Annotated in this window: 13 protein-coding genes; all 13 read right to left on the bottom strand. The window is 37.7% G+C overall.

Annotated features, from left to right (window positions below):
• Positions 1–327: 327 nt before the first annotated feature.
• The gene (locus RGU12_RS00790; RefSeq protein ID WP_309534363.1) at positions 328–885 is read right to left on the bottom strand and encodes a hypothetical protein; all 558 of its coding nucleotides are present in this window, start codon (positions 883–885) and stop codon (positions 328–330) included.
• Between the two features lie 166 nt (positions 886–1,051).
• A complete protein-coding gene (locus RGU12_RS00785; RefSeq protein ID WP_309534362.1) occupies positions 1,052–1,669 on the bottom strand; it encodes an SGNH/GDSL hydrolase family protein in 618 nt (205 codons plus the stop codon).
• A 13-nt stretch (positions 1,670–1,682) separates the two neighbouring features.
• Positions 1,683–3,272 carry a hypothetical protein gene (locus RGU12_RS00780; protein ID WP_309534361.1) on the bottom strand — a complete coding sequence of 530 codons (1,590 nt, stop codon included), beginning with the start codon at positions 3,270–3,272 and terminating at the stop codon, positions 1,683–1,685.
• 16 nt (positions 3,273–3,288) lie between these two features.
• Positions 3,289–5,130: a hypothetical protein gene (locus tag RGU12_RS00775; RefSeq protein WP_309534360.1), complete on the bottom strand. Its 1,842-nt coding sequence runs from the start codon at positions 5,128–5,130 to the stop codon at positions 3,289–3,291.
• Positions 5,131–5,156: 26 nt separating this feature from the next.
• Positions 5,157–6,734, bottom strand: coding sequence for an FAD-dependent oxidoreductase (locus RGU12_RS00770; protein WP_309534359.1), 1,578 nt, complete (start codon positions 6,732–6,734; stop codon positions 5,157–5,159).
• Positions 6,735–6,755: 21 nt separating this feature from the next.
• The gene (locus RGU12_RS00765) at positions 6,756–7,730 is read right to left on the bottom strand and encodes a Gfo/Idh/MocA family protein (RefSeq protein ID WP_309534358.1); all 975 of its coding nucleotides are present in this window, start codon (positions 7,728–7,730) and stop codon (positions 6,756–6,758) included.
• Between the two features lies 1 nt (position 7,731).
• The gene (locus tag RGU12_RS00760; protein ID WP_309534357.1) at positions 7,732–8,715 is read right to left on the bottom strand and encodes a Gfo/Idh/MocA family protein; all 984 of its coding nucleotides are present in this window, start codon (positions 8,713–8,715) and stop codon (positions 7,732–7,734) included.
• 48 nt (positions 8,716–8,763) lie between these two features.
• A complete protein-coding gene (locus tag RGU12_RS00755; RefSeq protein ID WP_309534356.1) occupies positions 8,764–10,107 on the bottom strand; it encodes a GH1 family beta-glucosidase in 1,344 nt (447 codons plus the stop codon).
• Between the two features lie 28 nt (positions 10,108–10,135).
• Entirely contained in the window at positions 10,136–12,019 is a 1,884-nt protein-coding gene (locus RGU12_RS00750) for a beta-N-acetylhexosaminidase (RefSeq protein WP_309534355.1), read from the bottom strand.
• A gap of 47 nt (positions 12,020–12,066) precedes the next feature.
• Complete coding sequence (gene nagA, locus RGU12_RS00745) at positions 12,067–13,233, bottom strand: N-acetylglucosamine-6-phosphate deacetylase (RefSeq protein WP_309534354.1); 1,167 nt, start codon at positions 13,231–13,233, stop codon at positions 12,067–12,069.
• Positions 13,234–13,272: 39 nt separating this feature from the next.
• The gene (locus RGU12_RS00740) at positions 13,273–14,277 is read right to left on the bottom strand and encodes a zinc-dependent alcohol dehydrogenase (RefSeq protein WP_309534353.1); all 1,005 of its coding nucleotides are present in this window, start codon (positions 14,275–14,277) and stop codon (positions 13,273–13,275) included.
• A 21-nt stretch (positions 14,278–14,298) separates the two neighbouring features.
• Positions 14,299–15,354: a dihydrodipicolinate synthase family protein gene (locus RGU12_RS00735; RefSeq protein WP_309534352.1), complete on the bottom strand. Its 1,056-nt coding sequence runs from the start codon at positions 15,352–15,354 to the stop codon at positions 14,299–14,301.
• Positions 15,354–16,370, bottom strand: coding sequence for an NAD-dependent epimerase/dehydratase family protein (locus RGU12_RS00730; protein ID WP_309534351.1), 1,017 nt, complete (start codon positions 16,368–16,370; stop codon positions 15,354–15,356). The genes RGU12_RS00735 and RGU12_RS00730 overlap by 1 nt, the downstream gene beginning before the upstream one ends.
• Positions 16,371–16,567 lie beyond the last annotated feature (197 nt).

Genomic DNA, 16,567 nt, shown 5'->3' with positions numbered 1-16,567 from the left:
CTTCATTATGGGTGTGAAGCAGTTTGGGGCAGGGCAAAAGATATGCATATAGGTTTACCAGAATTATCCAAAAGCCATTTCATATTAGCCATATATAATAAAGTTTTTTTCCAATAATCCCCAAAATCCATTTCAAATACACCATATATGTAAGGTTTATTTCCAATCATATCCAAAAGTGTTATCATAAACTGCTTTTATGCTGCGTCTTTTTCCAGGTTCATCCAAAAATCCTTATCATAAACGAATTTTTTAACTTTTACCAGATAAAACCAAAATCCCTTATAAAACACCAGTTTTTATGTAAGATTTTGAAAGTTACACCTGTTACCTTCCTACACCAACATCTACTGTTAGTTCTTCATGATAAATCCACGCATTTTGTTCAGGAGTTGTCGCACCAATCCATATAAATAATGGATCCGGTCCATGAGAACCATTGAAGGTGACGACGAGATGTTTGTAGATGTTAAGATTAAACTCATCCTCTTCCCGAAAAAAGGAAAGCTGTGGATTGTATAGGCGATTTCCTTCAGTGTACTCATTTCGGTATTCACTGTATTCTGGTAGATCTTCTGGTCTCTTCACTTGGCTGAAGGTGACGACAATTTTTCGAGTTTCAAAAAATAGCGACACATATTCATAGGATAGACCTGCTGTTCGAATTTCGGGTGATACATTCAATTCTGGGTGTTGATTCGCGATGTGGTAGATGGAGTCGAAAACATAAGAGGCGCGTTGTCTAGAGATGAAGTTTCTTTCGGTAACGAGGGCGGATTTCCCCTCTCTATCTTTATAAAAACGCTCTAATCCATTTCTGATCCCTTTTAAAATTAACTGTTTTTCTGCACTGCTTAAATAGAATTCATGACTAGAATCTAGCAAGAATCGAACCTCCCTATTCAATCATTTTACTCATTATACCTTTTTGGAGGTGTCGAAAAGTGTTAGATTCTGGGTAACATATGAAACTTATAGTTAGGAGAATTTTAAACAAATAAAAAGGAGTAACTCTACCACAAATAGAAAGTTACTCCTTGATATTCATAGGTTATCCTAGTAGCTCTTTTGTTGCTTGTATCCATGTTTTTGCCATCAGCATATTCCCTGCCGTGTTCATATGAACACCATCTATAGTAAGCGGAAACTCCTTTTTATATTTTAAAAATGAAAGGAATGCCTGATGGGTGGGAACGACGACTGAATGATGCTTTTTTGCAAGTAAATGGATAATTTCTACATATGGTTTTAACATCATATTCCCTTTTCCCTGAATATCTTCTGATATAACAGTGGGTTCCATTAATATAATAGATGCATTGGTTTTTTGCTTGGTATTTATAAGAAGATGCTCAAGCACTTCTTCAAACCGATGTGGTAAAATTTGTTCTATTTCAGGAGAATCCACTTGCCTCCAAACGTCATTGATCCCAATGGATATCGAAACAAAGTCCGGTTGATAGGCAATCACATCATTGTCCCACCGCTCGGCCAGGTCTGTTATCCGATTACCACTAATCCCTTTATTTATAATGTCCATATCCCTATCTGGGTAGGTGACCTTCAAATAATCATGTAGCAAACGTACATAGCCAGTTCCGATCGAATCACTCTCACTTATCCCCCACCACGTAATACTATCACCAATAAAAACAATTCGCTGTTTCATACTTTCCCCCATACTATTTTAGTTTATCTGACACTATCTCTATCTTTTCCATCCATTCAGCTAAGTAATGTTCTAGCATTTGACACACATAAAAAATATAAAAAGTTATCATACTGGATGGGTCTTTAATTTCTGATAGGAAATCACCTTTAAATGGTTCAAGTTCATTTTTCCATTTATTAAGGTCGGTTATAATAAGATGTAAGTCATCACATTCTGTTACTTTTTCAGGATCTATTACCCGACTAGGAAATAAAGGGAAGTTCCATTTCGATACCTCTGATAATACCGACTCCATTTTCTTAAGCAAATTTTCAGCCACGTTTTGATGTTCATTAAAGATCGAGTAAAAGTCCCCTTCGATTTCGTCAAAGCCATCGCCCCATGTTAATCGTGCAAAATAATAGCTGTTCATTTGCTGTATTGATTCCCATGGATACTTATAATCTAGTTCATTTGTATTTTCTTTAGGAAAGTATGGAACGATTAGATTGACTATTTGGTTGATTCCCAACTGCGAATACAGATTAATATCTTCATGAATCCTTTGAAATAATGGCGGAAATAGATTACCTAACATAAAATGGTCACTGTAGTATTCAAAAATAGTTATATCCTTTTGATTAGTTTTCGTCGCTTGACACCATTTATGTAAAGCCTCAAATCCTTTTTCCTCATTTTTAAAAGATTGCTGATAGTTTCTACCCCAGAATGCGAATAACGTATCCACTGTTTTCGAACTATCTAAATCATCTGGTAGTTCTAGCATATCCCATGATAATCCGGCATTGTAAGCTATATGTTCTACTTCAATACGAGGAATTTGTTTTTTTAATTGTTCAGTAAAAGCAATGTATTTTGTTAAGAAATCTTGATCATCCTTTATCCCAATATCCGCTGGCCATAGGGATACTCTTTTAATAGAGGATGTTTTGTCGATTTCGTTTTTTATTTTATCAATCAGTAAATCTTTCCAACTATCATCTGAGTAATTAATCTGCTCTTTATCCAAAATTGAGATATCACTTAATAAGTAGTGCATACTATGGCCACCGATTGTAATGGTGAGCCCACGCTTTTCTATCTCTTTTTCTATTACTGGTTTTACCTTGTCCCATAACATAAAAGTAAAAAACAGCTCATTGATATAGTGTTTTGCTGCCCAATCGATCATCTGTAAAAGGAATGAAGTGTCTTCATAATTTTCAATAACTAGGCCTCTTCTAACCATCTTCCCACGGTGACTTGAAGATTTTATAAAACTACCATCTTTGTAATCAACTTTTTCTTCAGATAAAAAATGAACCCATTTATAGCCAAAAAGTTTTTTACAAGTATGATAAACTCCATAAAGCACGGACCTAGGATTTGAACCGATAATATAAATTTCGTTTCCCTTTTGTACAATTTGAAAAGCGTCAACTGTTGGATTTTCCATTAATGTTGTTTGTTCGACTAAGCCCTTTTCAGTAAATTCTTGTTCCAACCCTAACACAAAAGAATAAGGAATGGGCTGCTCGACTTGTTGGATGTACTTGAGCAACTCCTCTTTTGCAAATACTATAGATACGTTATCAGAAAGAATGCTGCATGTAACCGACATTGTGCACCTCCTCACACTAATCCAGTAATGATTGATCTATTTCTTTTAAAATAAGGCCTGAAAGAATGATTGCATTCGTCCATCCACTTTCTATCACATAAGCTCCCCAACCAGTGTCACCATTATTGCCAAAATACTCCCCACTCTCTAGATGAAAAGAACGCATCCAGCCACCATCAAATTCCCGTTTTGGAGAAGTAATTTGAATGCTAGATAAAAAGCGAACAAGCTTTTCATAAAATTCTTTCACTTTTGGGTCGCCCGTAGCTTTCCAAGCCTCCCATGCATTCATGAGCAAGAAGTTATTCGTATACAATTGATCCGCAATCCCTTCCCCGTTCATTCGGAACACTCCTGTGTCCTCTGTACCATAGCGATCAGGATCTGGATTATCACGTTCCTCGATTCCACCTAATTCATGTTGATTTTTAGATAAGTAATCAATTATTTCATGTAGCCCTTTTAAAATGGTTTCATCCTTTGTAACGGCATACACTTGTGCTAAGGACAATAAGAATCTACTATATCCAGCCGTCTTACTATACATAAACTTTAAATCTCTTTTATTATCCAGCAATGTTAACGTACCTTGATATGCAGTTTGTAAAAATGTATCATCCTTTGAGACAAGATAAGCTTGGATAAATGCCGAATGAACGATTGCTTCAAAATGAGGATTCATACTAGCCATGGTTGAATTTTTGAAATATGTGGTGCCGTGGTTAAGTAATTCTTTTTCCCGAATACACTCCGGTCGAAGTCCGTTTTTATTTTGCGTGTGTAAAAGAGCATAAGCCGTTAATAAGCCTCTCTCTTTGTATTCCTTTTTACCGGTTTTACGGTATAGATATAATAGAACAAGTGCTACCCAACTATTATCATCGGAAAATAGTTGATCTGGTTTTTCCTTCGGGCTTTGAAACCATTTCCAGAAACCATACGTAGCTGAATCAGAATCCGTATCCTGATAGCCTGCTTCAAATAAGTAGTTTAGTAAATTTTGAGACCTCTCTATCCATTTAGGTTCATTCGCATATTTTCCATATAGGTAAAATAAAAGCGCCGTATGTGCATGACAATCCGGTCGAAAATCCTTACTAATATCGCTTCGAATGGAATGGACATTTTCATAAATTCCAAGACTTCCATCTTCCTTCGGCAAAATTCCAGAGGTTAAAAACCAATTCATACCCTTTTCAATTGTTTTTTTAAGATTGTTTTCCTTTGAGGGCTGAATAACCAAATGTTTGCTTTTAAGTGGCAAGTGATACTCCTTTTGCAACCATTTGATAACTTGGTTCCATACCCAATTAGGTCGTAACGTCCAATTTTGATCATTGCTCAAAAACGAAAAAGTCGTAAAAATGGCTTTTCCTTCCCCATGATTTTTCACAACAATACCAGGATATTTCCCTTCATCTTCCGTACAATGAGTCTCTTTAAAATGACCGATATTTAGCAGTCTTTCGGTGTCGAATGTAAAGCCAGTTAAAAAGGGACCATGCCATTCGAGCAGCTGCCCTTTTTTACAAAAGGAATTATCACGTGAAATCACCAGTTTTTCTAAACGGTGATTGGTCACCGAAAAGTCTTGCTTGAACCCAAAAAGACGTGAGGATGGGAAGTCATCACAATTGATGAGCTCCCCATACAAAATCCCACCTTGTTCTACAAAGGTCCATAGCTTTTCAAGTATCTCATATGACAATTTCATTGGTTTATCATTGTTAAGACCATTAATAAAAATACATGTATATTGATGGAGATCTTCATGTAAAAGTTCATTGATATTTGAAAAATAATGATTGAAGAGAACCTGACTCTTCATTTCCATACTTTTGTCAACTAGTGCGATCATTTCGTATCACTCACTCTTATTCTTAATCATATTTTATGAATTTTTGGCCACTCCAGTTCAATTCCTGCTTTCACTAAACGTGACTGAAAATCCTTTAACTTTTCTTCTTTATGTCTCACTTCATGTGGGAGGATTTCATGGTCCATACAATATGCTGCTAGATGACCGGCTGCTTCCCCGATATTCCATTCCACCGGATGAAGTCGATAACAACCATTCGTAATATGAGTAGTCCCAATATTTTTGCTGGCGGGCAACAAATTTTTAACTCGAATAGGCAATAAACTTCCGAGTGGAATTTGGAATGGATGAGATGAAAAATCAATGTATGTATTCATTCCTGTACTCGGATGCAGGTCTAAGCGATAACTTCCAATACCAACACTATCAGGAAAATACGTTGCACTTTCTTTTCCTCCCAATTCACCACTGACATGTTGTTCCTTTACCGTAAATTGGGCTTTTATTCTCCTCGATTCACGGATATATGGATACATAGCCAAGCCATCTTCTGTTCCTAATATATCCTTTCTTAACCGAATTCCAGGATACCCTTTTCCACCATCTGAACGAGGCGCCTCCGTTTGCATCCAATATAGTAAGGACAAGCTAAGTTGTTTAGCATTATAAAGATGTTTTTCTTTTTCTTCTTCAGTTACGTCAATGATAGGACCTAACCAGTAATCATTTTGTGGCCAATTGACGATTGTAATATCACTTTGAAACGTACCTTGTTCAAAATTATTTTTATCGATAATTCGACGGTAATTCCATAGTGAAAAGCGATTAGGCTCGTAAAATAAAGAATATTCAATCGGCTCCAATGTATGAGGGACAACCCCCCACCAGCTTAATTGTTTGGCTGGCCAGAATTCAGCTTGATAGTTTTTCCAAAACTCATATTGAGCAGGCTTTTCAATTGTATGATTTTCTCCATCTATATGATCAATGGCAAAGCAGTATGTAAACGCCTGCATATTAAAGGGTTCTGAATCCTTTGGTGCATGAGCTTCAGCGGTTTCATCCTGAGATTCAGCACCGATTACATACTCTACACCAGCAAGTGGTAATACATCCCCAATTTCTGTTGCATCCAAAAAATACTTTCCCTTTAAATGGTAGATATTTCCTGAACTAGAATGCTGAACGGTAACAGCTCGAACGTAATCTTGTTCTGTTTCAGCTGTTATTATTTTATATTCTGATAATAAAGTTAGTTTCCCATTGCTTATATAGGGAGCTAGCATATCGTAAAGCACCCGTAAAGCAACTCTTGGCTCATGACTTATTTTACTTACAATGGCAGATCCAGGATTAAATTGATCATTTATTCGTTCTGTGTTCTTAACTGGAAAATTCGTAAGATAGTATTCTCTAATTTTTTTTCGAAATGTACGATAGCTTCTTGTGGCTCCAAAGCTTTCAATCCATGGATGCTCATCTGGTGGTACTCCTTGGTTTGTAATTTGACCACCAATCCATTTTGTCTCCTCGGTTAAAAGGACCGTTTTTCTAGATTGTAAGGCGGATAATGCAGCTGCACATCCTCCTAATCCCCCACCTATAATCACTATATCAGCTTGTAGTTCATGAGAAACTGCCATTTTATCACCTCATTTATCCATTTAAATCAATTTTACAGGTGCTTTATTCTCGAAAGATTGATAGGCTGCTAATGCTACTTCTACCGCTTTCATTCCTGAATACCCGGTTGCGAGCGGGGCTCTACCTTCTCTTACACTCGCAACGAAATCCTCTATCAGACTGGTGTCCATATCATCTCCCCAGCCAATCCAATTGACCCCCTCCTGATTGGAATAGAAATCGAATTTTTGAGAGAACGCGTCAATTTTTAAAGTGCCATTTGTCCCGATAATTTCCATTGTTACATCGCCCCAGGTAGGATAGGCGCTATTTCTTGACCAACTACAATCTAGAGTTGCAAACATTCCGTTAGTAAATTCCATTGTAAGGATCCCACAATCATCAATCTGATGATCGATATAGACATTTCCAATTTCTGCGTAAACTTCCTTCACTTCTGCCCCTGTAAACCATCTCATGATATCGACAACATGGACCGTATGATCGAGTACCGCTCCACCGCCTGATTTCGCCTTATCAATAAACCAGCCACCTGGATTTGTTCCCCGATTTGTTCCCTTAATTGCTAAAATATCTCCTAATACACCTTCTTCCAACACTTTTTTAGCATGTTGAATAGGTGTATTAAATCGGACAGGGAAAGCTGTTCCTAACAGAACTCCATTTTGTTCACAAACACGAATCATTTCTTCGATATCTTTTAAATTGGTAGCTAATGGCTTTTCACATAGAACATGTTTGCCTGCTTTAGCAGCAGCAATTACATGTTGATGGTGCAAACTATTTTCTGATGTCACAATGACTGCATCTATATCAGATTCAAGTAAATCTTGATGGCTTTTATAATAAACTGTGTCAAAAAACTGTGAACTTTTAAGCCCTCTTTCCTCATTTTCATCGGCTATTCCAGCTAATGTGACACCTTTCATTTCCTTTATGGCAGCTGCATAACTATTGGCATGCATATGAGCGAAGCTAATGATTCCAATTTTCATGTCAGTTTTCCCCCTTTAGTATGACAGGTAAACCTGTTTTTATAGATTGAAGGGCAGCGACTGAGATTTCCATTGCTTTATACGCATCTTCTGCTGTCACAATTGGCGTTTCATTTGTTTTTAAACAGTTCAAGAAATGCTGTAGTTCAATATAATATGGTGATTTTCTCAAAGGACTTTGAGGTACTTCAACTCCACTTTTTTCATCAATTGATTGATTAATTGAAAGTAAAACCGGTTCTTCTTTTAAACTATCATATTCGATAATCCCGCTTTTACCAGCAAATTCAAATTGTGTGGAAAACGTTTGATGCCTCCATGAACCTTCAACATGTGCGATGACTCCTGTTTTAAAAACCAATGTCACAATGGCATAGTCGAGATCAGGAAGTCCTTTCGCAAATACTCGCTCCACTTCACCAAAGTTCCAACGTAGAAAATCAAAATCATGGATGATTAAATCTAAGATCACACCACCACTTTTGGTTTTGTCTGAATACCAATCGCTCCATCCCGCCGGAAAATGCCCGCCGCGCCTTGTTCGAACGACGCCAATATCACCAATAGAACCATTTGCAACAAGTTCCTTTGCTTTTGCATACTGTGGGAAGAATCGAACAACATGCCCTACAAATAATTTCACATTTTTCTTATCACAGTACTCTATCATTTCATGTGCATCTTCAAGAGTGTAAGCTAATGGTTTTTCGCATATCACATCAATTCCATAATCCGCAGCTTTAAGCACATACTCTTTATGCAGGAAAGTTGGAACACAAACATCAATCACATCAATTTGTTCGAGATTATTTAACGCTTCTTCTAACGTTTGAAAAATTTTTGTATCATGCTCACCGATAATTTTCTGTGCTTGATCGATTCGAGTGTCAACGATTCCTACAACACGAACATCTTCCATATCGTAATAAGAACTGGCATGCTCCTTCCCCATTGTTCCTGCACCAATCAATAAAACGTTTTGCATACAATCCACCTCTATCCTTTTTTTCTAGAAGTTGCGTATTAAGATGTGTTATATTTCCATCCATCCATTGGCAATTACTTTTTTATACCAGGTGTAACTTTCTTTCTGAATGCGCTCCAAAGTTTGAAAGTCTACATACACAAGACCAAATCGTTTTCCGTAACCGTCTGCCCACTCAAAGTTATCTAATAATGACCATGCTAGATAACCAAGAATAGGAATCCCTGATGCTATAGCTCTACTCACAGCTGTTAGATGCTGCTTGTAATAGTTTATTCGGTTTTGATCATCCACTTTCCCGTTTACAAGTTCATCCACACAACAAGCCCCATTTTCTGTAATAAATAATGGAATATTGCCATACCGCTCTGCGAGATATTGAAACACTTTATAAAAGCCGTCTGCATAAATCGGCCAGCCAATATGTGTGTGGTTATAATCAATTTCAATATTCTCAACATCTAGTAATCCAGTATTCTCTTTAAATCGTGCGACATTACCGGAATAATAGTTGACACCAATAAAATCAATCGGATGTTGGATGATTTCCATGTCCCCGTCTTCAACATGAAGTTCTGCACCCTTCTTTTTAAACCAATCCACTAAATATTGTGGGTACTCACCTTTAAAAATAGGATCTAGAAACCAATCAATGTTATGGCCAATTTCTCTCCTACAAGCTTCGATGTCTTCGATTCGATTACTAAAAGGTTCTCTCCATGTGGTATTCGTTGCTGTGCCGATTTGACCTTTGATTCCTTGTTCTCGAAATACCTTAACCGCTTTTCCATGTGCCAACACCAAGTGGTGGGAAACATCCACAGCAAGCTGTAAATCCTGATATCCTGGTGCGTGTACACCTCGATAATTTGATAAAAAAGCGGCACATAAAGGTTCATTAATGGTTTGCCAATATTTCACTTTTCCATTAAACTCTCTAAAAATAGTTTGCGCATATTGTCTAAAGGCATCAACTGTATTTCGACTCGCCCAACCACCTTGATCCTGTAGAGCTTGCGGGAGGTCCCAGTGGTAAAGGGTAAGCATTGGTTCAATCCCTTTTTCCACTAATTTGTCTATCAAGTTATGATAATATTGCAAGCCTTTTGGGTTGAGTTTTCCTGTTCCACTTGGATAAATCCTCGGCCAAGAAACAGAAAAGCGATACACTTTGGCACCTAATTGGTCTAATAATTCAATATCCTCATGGTAACGATGATAGCTATCACATGCGATATCACCATTATCCCCATTCTTCACTTTTCCAGCAGTGTGGGAAAAGGTATCCCATATGGATAACCCTCTTCCATCCTTAAATGCTGCACCTTCTACTTGATACGCTGCAGTCGCTGTGCCCCATTTCATGTCTTTCGGAAAACGAATAATAGGCATACCTATTACCTCCTAACGTGCATTCTATCTACCAATTAAAATTACCCGCTGTTGCAATTCGGTGGTAAAAGTGGTTTCCTAAGGAACCTTCCGGAATCCCATTTGGGCCATCATGTGTTAATCTTGTTTCTTCTAATTCTTCAATTCGATCGATTGTCCCTTCCAGCCATTGCTGAATCCGTATTTGTGTGGTTGCTAGACGGGCTGATAGTCCCCCATATCTGAACTCGATAATTTCCCAACCAAATGGTTTATATAAGGAAAACCAAACTTCTCGATGTTTTTGGTGAAGTTTATGAACCTCGTTTGTCAATAAGTTAATCTTTCTTAAAAGAGTTGTCATAGAATCCTTATCTCCCTGGTCATAAGCTGCTTTCAAATGGATTCCCATCTCTGCCTTTACACTTAATACGTTTGCTAGTTGCGCATAAAACTCAAAAATTTGGACTGCGTTAGGATTTCTTTCCTTCGCCGCAGTAATTTTAGGAATTAGTTTCTGATAATGTACATTCATATCAAGGCCACGGATATTTTCATCAAATAATCCGAAAAGAAGATCCTGCCACAATAGGAACTTTGATGCATTGGATGAGTTTACATTATTTTTCATCACACCTGGCGTTTCATCCAATTGATTTAGAACGAGAAAATCCTCAAGATGATTTCCAGTACAAAAATAGAAACGTTGGGCTAAATGTTCCATTGTCATTGTTTCGTGATAAGTATGTTCAGCATAAAGTTGAATAACAGGTAGCGCAGTTGTAAGCGGCGTTTCCGCTCCATTATCGCCCCATAACGTCGTAAAGACTTCTTGGAGACCGTCTTTTTTACACGCTGCTAGTGCAGCTTCTGTTGTCACAAACGCTCTTCCATAGTTTGGCGAAATTCCATTCCATGTCCAAGCACCACCTGCAAAAAGAGTCTCTCTCCCTAATTCTTTATGTTTCTGAATATAAGATCGATAAAACTCTTCATCTGCGTGGTAATAATCCCAATAAACAAGTTGAACATTTTCTGGTATGGAGTCAATTGCTTCTTTTGGAATATGAACGTCTTTATCATAATATTCACCGTGTTTTGAACCCAAACGAAAATACATGTCACTCCAAATCATTGGTGACAGCCCATGGCGTTTAGCGATTGAAACTACTTTATCTAGGTGCTTGTTCATAATATCAAAGCGATTCTCATATCCATTTAAATCTAAATACCGTCCTAACCCAAGCTGATGAGCTTCATCCATACCAATATGAATTCGTTTGGATTTAAAAGGTTTAGAAGCGGCCTCTATCATACTTTCAATAAATTGATATGTTTTCGATTCACCTACTAATAAAATATCAGCTGTATCTCTAATTTCTTTTGCATATCCCCACTTTAAGGCCATTGTCAAATGGGCAAGAGTTTGAATACAAGGAATCATTTCAATTCCAAAATGATCTGCATATTCATCACAAGTCCTCAGTTCTTCCTCTGTGTATCTACCACGCATATACCCAAAATACGGATAATCTGGAACTTCATAAGTATCCTCTGTATAAAGCATGACGACATTTAAGCCCATGATCGCCAATTTTCTAAGTAGCCCTTGTACTTCATCCACCTTTAACACGGCATTCCTAGAAACATCGAGCATAACTCCACTCGTTTGGAAATTAGGCTGTTCAGTCAGCTCAAAGTCACCAGACTTTCGATAATTCTCTAACCACACCCCTATCGCGCGATAGAAATGGATTTTTTCCTGATAAAAGATGTTACCTTTCCCATCCTTATTGCTAACATGGATTGGACCTACCCTTTGTGTGATAGTAATCGGGTACCCTTTTTCATGTAATTCAATACTGAGATCATCGGCTAATAGTTCTATTCCTTTTAAAATTGAACTTGTCTCACCTACTAAATTAATTTGCATATTCGATACCTCTTTTCGTTTTTACTAAACGAACATTGTTGTTCTCTCTATTCATTACGCTCGAACACAAAATTTCCATTTATTATCGTACTTTCTACTTCTACATCATTTGATAAGATGACAAGGTCCGCATCATACCCAACCGCAATTCTTCCTTTGTGTTCACTCATCCCGCATACAGTTGCCGGATTATAAGTTGCCATTTGCACAGCCTCTTCAAGGGGAATGTTGCAATTGTGAACACTAAATTGAATCGCCTTGTCTAGAGTCAATGAGCTACCTGCAAGACTACCATTTGCCAAAGTCACCTTTCCATTCTGTTTGTAGACTGTTTTCCCACCGATTTGATGACATCCATCTGGTAATCGATTGGTTCCGGTACAATCAGAAATGAATGTAATGTGATCGACACCTTTCATTTTGTATAGCATTTCTATCATTTTTGAATGCACATGAAAGCCATCTGCTATAATTTCACAATGCAATTCTTGTATATCAAGTGCTGCAAGTGAAATAGTTAAATTGCGATGTGTAATCGGACCCATCCCATTGAAACAATGTGTTACTCTCGACAAACCGTACTTAATCGCTTGTTCCACTTCCTCATAGGTCGCAGCTGTATGTCCTGCTGAAATCGAAACATTTTGTTCGTGCAATAACTTAATTACATCTACTGCATGAGGTAGCTCCGGAGCCAAGGTTACAATTCGAATCAAACCTTCGGACAAATGAAGGATTGATCGTACTTCTTCTAAAACGGGATCTACAATATACTCCGCTCTTTGGGCACCTTTATATTTTTGATTAATCCAGGGTCCTTCTAAATGAACACCCAATAGTTGGGCACCAGTACGCTCTTCTGCGACTACTTGTTTACTTAATAAAAGGAAGGTTTTAATATCCTCTAATGTAGCTGCCCTTGATGTTGACAAGAAACTTGTCACACCAAAGGATGGGAGCCCATCTTGAATGCGATAAAAACCTTCCTTTGTACGGTCCATAAAATCATACCCATTAAGACCGTGGATATGCGTATCGATAAAACCTGGACAGATCCACCCATCCACTTGGTAGATAGGCAGATCGGTATTGTTTATGGTGTCTTTCTTACCAACAAAAATGATTACTCCATCTTTAATTTCTATGGCCATATTCTTATATATTCTTTTATCGGAAACAACATTTCCTTGTAAGTAATAGTGGTTGTGCAACATTAGATTTCGAAATCCTCCACATTCAACCAGTTCTTCAAATTACGTAAAGTGTATTAATTTGGTTAGTGTGGTAGATTCCTTGTTTAATAGTTTTTCAAATTCTTGTGGTGCATCTCCAAATTCGACTACTTCTGAAATAAATGGTCCGACATCAATCCGTTTTTCCTTAATCAGTCGGATATATTCCTCCAGGTTCCTCCCTTCTGTCCAGCGAACATATTCATAAGGATAGTCGATTGCTTCTTTTTCATATATACTGTCATATCTTCCAGGACCGCCAGCTCGTGAAATGAGCAGCTGAGCTTCTTTACCAAACATTAAGTCTCTAGGAAAGTCTGGCTCAATATCACCGACAATGACTGCTTTACCTTTGGTGCGTATCCATTTTAAACATTCATCAGTGAGTGGTGAACGTTTTCCACCTGCACACAATAGTACTGCATCTGCCCCACGAGATTTCGTTTCAACCTGAATGGCTTCTTCCATCTCTTTTACGGTTGCAAATGATTTAATGTTTTCTTTCTTTAACATCTCTACACGACTTTCGTGAATGTCATACGCTATCACATTGTAAGCAGCTGCATTAGCAATTTTAGCAATTAATTGGCCTAAAACGCCTAGTCCAACAATCACAACTGTTTCACCAAATTGAAGGTTGGCAATACGCAGAGCATGAATCGCAATCGCACCAAGTCCACCTAGAGCAGCTTCCTTTGAATCGAGATTTTCGGGAAGCTTTGCATACAACGTTTTCGGTACTCGTAAATATTCATCATGGTGAACATATGGCGCGCCGTAACAAGCAACAAGATCTCCTTTTTTCACATCGGTAATGTCATTACCACATTCAACGACTTCTCCCATTGCACTGTAGCCAAGATGAACCTGCTTATTTTCACTAATTGATAATAATGATAGCTCAGTGCCTGGTGAAATAACCGAATATAATGTTTTAACTAAAATATAGGAAGGTTTTCCTTCTATACTTGGAACTTCATCCTCAATGATTTCAACTTTCTTGTTATGGGCGACTATTCTTTTCATTTGAAATCCTTCTTCCGTCAATTATTTAGACAACCACTTTGATAAATTCGCTTTTACAAACTCATCATCATGCAAATGTGGGTAGCTAGTATAAATACGGTCTAATTCTTCTGCCTGACCTGGACTTAACACTTCACGATCTACTAAACACCAATTTCCTTGAAGCAATCCTTGTCTAGCTAAGATTTCATTGATTCCGGCGATGCTGCCTTTAAAACTATTTCGCGAATCAAATATCGCAGCATTAGCATCCGTGATCTGTTGTCCGAGAGTGAACAGCTTCTTTGGAATAAACTCCTGATCTCTAACCTTTTTTATCTCCTCAAATGTTTCAACGACTCGCTTTGTCCAAACCGACCAGTGTCCAAGAAGACCACCAACGATTTTCTTTTCCACCACTTGATTTCCAACGGGAAATTCAAATGTTGTGAGTAAATCATTTATGATGTTATCGTCATTTCCAGTGTATAAGGCAATCTCCTCATTACGAGTTGAATGACAAACAGCACGAACAACGTCTGTTGAACAATATCGATCAAATGGTGCAATTTTTATCGCATACACGTTTGGGATGGAGGCAAAACGCTCCCAAAATTCATAGGAGAAAATTCGTCCCCCCACTGCAGGTTGTAGATAAAATCCAAATATCGGAATAATATCCGCTACCTTTTCGGCACGTTCGAGTAATTCTTCTTCAGATAAATGATTTAAACCACCCATACTTAACAGTCCTAAATCATAACCAATCCCTTTACTAAACGTTGCTTCACTAATGGCCTGTTCTGTCGGTCCACAAATACCAGCTATCTTAATAAAGCCCTCGGGAATATTGGCATTCCTCGTTTCCTCAATCGCAAGAGATAGAACCTGTTGATACAAATTGAATTCAGGATCACGAATTTCAAATTGTGTGGTATGAACCCCTACTGCAATTCCACCAACACCAGCATCAATATAGTAGCGTGTTAATGCTCGCTGACCTGCTTCATCAAGCTTTCTTTCTTTTGTCAATGCAAGCGGATGAGCTGGAATCACCGTCCCCTCATGAAGCTTTTTCTTAACAGCCTCTTTTAGCATTAAAATGCACCTTCTCTTTCTTGGAAATGGGTTGGTTTATTAATGGTTTGCCCATCACTGATAACCCATTCAGAAATCATGTCCATCATCTGTTGAACGGTTACCTTCGGATAACCAAATAATTTATGAGCGTGAGATGCATTATTCAGCAATGCTGTAGGACTCTCGCTATTCACAAATAATGGGTCCTTCTTCATTCGTTTTCCGAATTCATAGGCCAACCATCTTATAGATAGCGTTTCAGGTCCAGTGACATTGATGATTTGTGGCGGATGATTTGTATGTAATAAGGAGCGAATTGCATATTCATTCGCATCACCTTGCCAAATGACATTCACATTTCCCATTGTTAAATCGATAGGGGTACCTTGGAACACTGATTTTGCAATTTCGAGTAAAACTCCATATCGAAGATCAATTGCATAATTTAATCTAAAAAGAACAACCGGTGTTTTGTATTTATGAGAAAAATACGTGAGCACTCGTTCTCTTCCTAAACAGGATTGTGCATATTCACCTACAGGGTTTGGTGAAACGTCCTCCGTGCAACCATTGCTTAATACAGAGGTTAATGGATAGACATTTCCTGTTGAAAACGCAACAATTCGTGAGTCCTTAAACTTTTCAGCGATACGTCCTGGAAGATAAGCATTCATTGCCCATGTATAATGCTCATTCCCGAATGTTCCAAATTTAGTTCCTGCCATAAGAATAATGTTTTTCACATTTGGAAGGTTTTGAAGGTCTTCTTCCTTCAAAAGATCGGCTTTAATTGTTTCAATTCCAGATACCTCTAATTCTTCTATTAAACTCTCATCTGAGAATCTTGCAACACCAATTACTTTTTTGGGTAAACCTGACTGATCAACAGCTCTCTTCGCTAGTTTGGCTAAAGTCGGTCCCATTTTCCCACTTACACCTAAAATCATGATATCTCCATCAAGTTGTTGAATATCTTTTATCAATGCCTCACTAGGCGTTGACATAAAATTCTCTAATTCCGCAATCGTTTTCATTTAGATCCTCCTAAGATATGTTTTTTAAGTTTTTATTAGGAAAAACATGGTTACTTACTAATTACCTACATTGTATAGTTGGGTTTATTAAAAGACAAGTCACTTAAAAGTCTTTAAATAAATCCTCTTTTTCATTGACAATTGAATAAGTTCCTCTTAATCTAGTAGTAAGATTATTTAGAGACATTTCTTTAATA

Source organism: Ferdinandcohnia sp. QZ13 (genome assembly GCF_031324165.1).
GTDB lineage: Bacteria > Bacillota > Bacilli > Bacillales > Bacillaceae_L > Ferdinandcohnia.
The sequence above is the reverse complement of the archived record's forward strand: the minus strand, read 5'-3'. Positions and strand labels throughout refer to the sequence as shown.